Origin of the sequence: Arthrobacter sp. I3 (genome assembly GCF_000520575.1) — a bacterium.
Taxonomy (GTDB): domain Bacteria; phylum Actinomycetota; class Actinomycetes; order Actinomycetales; family Micrococcaceae; genus Arthrobacter; species Arthrobacter humicola_A.
The window spans coordinates 83,846-88,494 of the sequence record NZ_KI914902.1 but is presented as its reverse complement, the minus strand read 5'-3'; the positions used below and the strand labels follow the sequence as shown (position 1 = coordinate 88,494).

The window sequence follows — 4,649 nt, the reverse complement described above, 5'->3', positions numbered from 1 at the left end:
CGGCGAGCCGCCCGGCCCGGAAGGCGCCGTCGAGGATTCCAATCAGGGCCGAAATCACCCTCGTCCCGGGGCCGGTGGTCCGCTCCACCGGGGCCCGGTAACCAGGCACCGGACTGCCAAAGAGCAGGGCGTAGCGCGATGGCTCATGCAGCGCCCAGTCCCGCACCGCGCAGCCCAGTGTCACGAAGCGCCCGCCGAAGTCATCCTCCGGCACTGCCCCGACGGCGGCATCCACCGCATCGCCAAGTTCGTTGTACGCATCAATCAGCAGAAGGGTCAGCAGTTCCTCGCGGCTCTCAACGTATCGGTAGACCGCCGAAGAGACGACCCCGAGATCACGGGCCACGGCACGGAGGGACAGCGCGGCGGCCCCGTGCAGCGCCAGATGCTCCCGGCCCAGGCGGATGATATCGGCCACCGTCTGAGCCCGGGCACGCTCGCGCGGGGTGCCCAGCCGCACCGCCGCCGGGGCCGCTCCGGCCGGGCCGGCCGCAACGCCGGCGTCTGTCGCGCCCGCAATCCTGTCCTCTGGCATGAGTCCAGCATTCCACATCCAAGAGCACTGTCAACAAATGTGAGCACTGCTCTTGACTTGTCGGCAGCGGCGTCGCATCCTGAATGGGAGAGCACTGCTCTCGTTATTTGAAAAGGAGATCGGAATGTCCCAACCTGCAGCCTCCGGGCACCAACCGTCCAGGCTCCACGTCGTCACAGGGGCCGGGCCGGTGGGCTGGACAGTCGCCGAACAGTTGGCAGCGGCGGGACACCGGGTGCGCCTCCTGACAAGGTCCGGCAGCGGACCCGCCCACCCGCTGGTGGAACGAGTGTCGATCGACGTGTCCGAGCCCGCCCGGCTCGGCGAGGCCTTCCAGGGCGCCGCGGCCGTTTTTCACTGCATCCACGGCTCGCGGTACAACGCCGAGGTGTGGGCCAGGGAACTCCCGGCCGCCGAGCTGAATGTGCTCGCCGCGGCGGGCGCAGCGGGCGCCGTCGTGGTCTTCCCGGAAAGCCTGTACTCCTACAGCACCCCGGAAAACATCATGACCGAGGACAGCCCCCGGAAGGCGCAGGGCGGCAAGCGCGGAGTCCGGACCGCACTGCTCGCAGCCCGGGCGGCCTCCCCCACCGCCACCGTGAGCATGGTGGCCGGCGATTTCTTCGGGCCGCGGGTCCGCAACTCGCACGCCGGCGAGCGCATGGTCCGGCCCGTCGCGGCCGGCAGGCCAATGCAGGTGATCGGGCGGGCGGACCAGCCGCATTCCTTCACGTACGTTCCGGACCTCGCAGCCGCCATGATTGCGGCGGCTGACAGGCCTCAGGTGTGGAACCGGGTATGGCATGCGCCCACCGGACCTGCACTGACCCAGCGCGAGATCGCGGGGGCATTCGCCAAGGCGGCCGGCGCCCGGGCACCGCGTGTCACCGGAGTTCCCGGGTGGGCGGTGAGGGCAATGGGAGTGTTTTCTCCGGATATGCGGGACCTGGCCGAGACCCTGTACCAGTTCGAGCACCCCTTCGTCATGGATTCCACGGCGAGCCAGGCCGCCCTGGGGCTCACACCGACCCCGCTGCACGAGGCAGCCGCCGCCACCGTCGCCTGGTGGGGGGACGGCGGGCGGTGACTGGGGGACAGTGACGGCGGCTGCGGTCTTCGGTTCCGCCTAGCGGACCCCGGCCTCCTCGTTTTCGGCCGGATCTGCCTTCGGATTTTCGGCGGACAGCGTGGCCCGGGCGCCATCGCCGGCCACGGCCCCGCTCCCGGGCCGGCCGGGCTTGCCGGGCCACCAAAGCCGCGGGCCGATGTCGTAGGCCAGCGCGGGCACCAGCAGGGAACGGACCAGCACCGTGTCCAGCAGGACGCCGAACGCGACGATGAAGGCGAGCTGGACCAGGAACATGATCGGGATGACGCCGAGGGCCGCGAAGGTGGCCGCGAGGACCACCCCGGCAGAGGTGATGACCCCGCCTGTCACTACGAGGCCGCGCAGGATGCCGGCCCGGGTGCCGTGCTTGAGGGATTCTTCCCGGACCCGGCTCATCAGGAAGATGTTGTAGTCGACGCCCAGTGCCACGAGGAAGACGAAGCCGAACAGGGGCACCGTCGCATCCGCGCCTGGGAAGCCGAAGACATTGTTGAACACGAAGGCGGAGACGCCCATCGCCGCGGCGTAGGACAGGACCACGGACGCGACCAGCAGGACCGGTGCGAGCACCGAGCGCAGCAGCAGCATGAGGATGACCAGGATGACGCCCAGGACCACCGGGATGATGGTGACGAGGTCGCGCTGGGCAGTGGTGTTGGTATCCAGCGCCGTGGCCGTCACGCCGCCGACCAGCACACCGCTGTCTATCTTCTTCAGGTCCTGGCGGAGCGACACCACGGCGTTTTCGGCTTCCGCGGAGTCCGCGGCGTGGTTCAGCGTCGCGTTGATCAGGACCTTCCCGTCCCTGATTGCGGGGGCAGCCGGCGCGCCCGGGGCGCCGGTGATGACCGGGGCGCCGCCTTCGGCCAGCAGATAGGCGTCTCCGACGCCGTCGCTGGTCTGTAGCTTCGCCAGAACCTCCTGGGCGTTTGCCTCGTCGGCCACGATCACCGCGGGGCTGCCGGACCCGGCGTCGAAGTGCCGGCCCAGGGCTTCTTGCCCGTCGACGGCATTGGAGGCAGTGAGGATGACGTCGGTCTGGGCGACGCCGTTGGCTTTAAGCTGCAGGAGGCCGGTAGCGGCTACCAGGAGCAGCAGCACCGAGGCGACCCAGACCGTGCGCGGCCGGCGGGATACGAGCGAACCGGTCGCCCGCCAGAGTCCCTTCTGGCCCTCGAGGCCGGTGACCAGTGCCGGTTCCCGATCGGTTTCCGGGAGCAGCCTGGGCCGGAACGGCCAGAACGCGGCCCGGCCCAGCAGTGCCATCAGGGCCGGCAGCAGGGTCAGGGCGGCGAAGAGCGCGCAGAGGATGCCCGCCGCCGCCACCGGGCCGAGGGCCTTGTTGGAGTTGAGGTCGGAGAACAGCAGGCAGAGCAGCGCGATGATTACGGTGGCGCCGGAGGCCAGGATCGGTTCCCAGGCCGCCTTCCATGCGGTGACGGCGGCGGCCGTCCGGTTGGTGGTGTGGGTCAGGGCTTCGCGGAACCGGGCCACATACAGCAGTGCGTAGTCGGTGGCTGCGCCGATGACCAGGATGGACAGGATGCCCTGGCTCTGGCCGTTCAACTGGATCCAGCCGGCCTTGGCCATGCCGAACACCAGCAGGATCGCGGCGCACAGCGCGAAGACCGAGGTGAACAGCACCATGACGGGCAGCAGCAGGGAGCGGTAGACAATCAGCAGGATCAGGAACACGGCGCCCAGGGCCACGAGCAGCAGGATGCCGTCAATGCCGGCAAAGGCACTCACCAGGTCCGCGGTGAGCCCGGCCGGTCCGGTGACGAAGGTCTGCATTCCGGCCGGCGCGGACGCCCGGACCTCGTTGCGCAGTTCTTTGACCACCGTTTTCACTTCCGCCGAGGAATCGATGGGCACCACGAACTGGACTGCCTTGGCGTCCTCGGAGGGGATGGGACCGATCACCGTGCTCCCGGCCTGCAGGGCCTCCAGCTTGCCCTTGAGGGCCGCGGTCTCGCGGAGCTGGGCCGGGGTGAATGCGGAGTCACTCTCAACCACGATCACTGCCGGGATCTCCTTGGAGTCCCTGAACTTGGCCTGCCAGTCCGCGGCCTCGGTGGCCTCGGCTCCGGCGGGAAGGAACGATGCCTGGTCATTCGATGACACCTCGCTGAGGCGGCCGAATGTAGGGCCGCCGACGCCGGCGATGGCCAGCCAGGCCAGGACGAGCACTGCGGGGACCAGCCAGCGCAGCCAGAACGGGACACGGGTCGCCGCGGACGAAGTCGTTTTCATGTTTCCTTCCAGGGTGCGCCTCGGAGTGGGAGCAGAGATCAACTCCATAGTAGACTATCTCCATCATCGAGATAACCCATTGGCCGGGGCACCGGAGGAGAATAGAGACAGCCGGCGTCAGGCCGCTGCGCAGACCCTGCAGTAGACTCCCGAAGGCGCCGTCGACAGCGCCGACCTGCCGCGGTCAGACCGCCGGGGCCGGATCAAGGGACGAAGGAGGTCCGCCGTGTCAGCCGAATCCCCGGGCCTATCCGAAAACGCAGGCCTATCCGAAGACGCGGCCTCGCCCAGGAACACAGTCCCGCCCGAAGCCGCCGGTCCGCCGCCCCTCGTCCGGCTCCTGCAGGAATTCACCCTCGAAGCCAACCGCTATGTGGACTCCGCCGGCGGCCGCAATGACATGCACCGCACGGACCTCAACGCCCTCGCCGTCATCATGCGGCACGCGGCGCGGGACCAGATTGTCACTCCAGGGGTGCTGAGGAAAGAGCTGAACCTCAGCTCCCCGGCCACCACCGCACTGATCGACCGGCTCCACAGTTCCGGCCACGTGGTCCGTGAGCGCGAGGGCGCGGACCGCCGCCAGGTGCAGCTGCGCATGACGCCCAAGGCCTACCGGGACGGCGGCGCAATGTTCCTGCCGCTGGCCCGCCACATGGGCGCAGCCATGGCGAACTTCACGCCCGGAGAACTGGAGATCGCCACCCGCTTCATGAACTCCATGATCGATGCCACTGTCCGGGCCGGTGAGGA

Annotated in this window: 4 protein-coding genes; 2 read left to right on the top strand and 2 right to left on the bottom strand. The window is 69.0% G+C overall.

What is annotated here, in order from left to right; all coding sequences use genetic code 11:
* Positions 1 to 535: TetR/AcrR family transcriptional regulator (locus Y706_RS23335; RefSeq protein ID WP_084475893.1), on the bottom strand; the 535-nt coding region annotated here is incomplete at its 3' end.
* Between the two features lie 124 nt (positions 536 to 659).
* On the opposite strand from Y706_RS23335, the gene Y706_RS0103125 reads away from it, so the two are divergent.
* Positions 660 to 1,622: an NAD-dependent epimerase/dehydratase family protein gene (locus Y706_RS0103125; protein ID WP_028275421.1), complete on the top strand. Its 963-nt coding sequence runs from the start codon at positions 660 to 662 to the stop codon at positions 1,620 to 1,622.
* A gap of 39 nt (positions 1,623 to 1,661) precedes the next feature.
* Here the strand turns inward: Y706_RS0103125 and Y706_RS0103120 are convergent, their stop codons facing one another.
* A complete protein-coding gene (locus Y706_RS0103120) occupies positions 1,662 to 3,896 on the bottom strand; it encodes an MMPL family transporter (RefSeq protein ID WP_043434444.1) in 2,235 nt (744 codons plus the stop codon).
* Between the two features lie 226 nt (positions 3,897 to 4,122).
* Between Y706_RS0103120 and Y706_RS23330 the strand changes: the two genes are divergently transcribed.
* Positions 4,123 to 4,649: MarR family winged helix-turn-helix transcriptional regulator (locus Y706_RS23330; RefSeq protein WP_043434440.1), on the top strand; the 527-nt coding region annotated here is incomplete at its 3' end.

Coding starts and splice junctions, on each gene's coding strand:
- Y706_RS0103125 (WP_028275421.1), top strand. CDS start 660: ATGTCCCAACCTGCAGCCTCCGGGCACCAACCGTCCAGGCTCCACGTC.
- Y706_RS0103120 (WP_043434444.1), bottom strand. CDS start 3,896: ATGAAAACGACTTCGTCCGCGGCGACCCGTGTCCCGTTCTGGCTGCGC.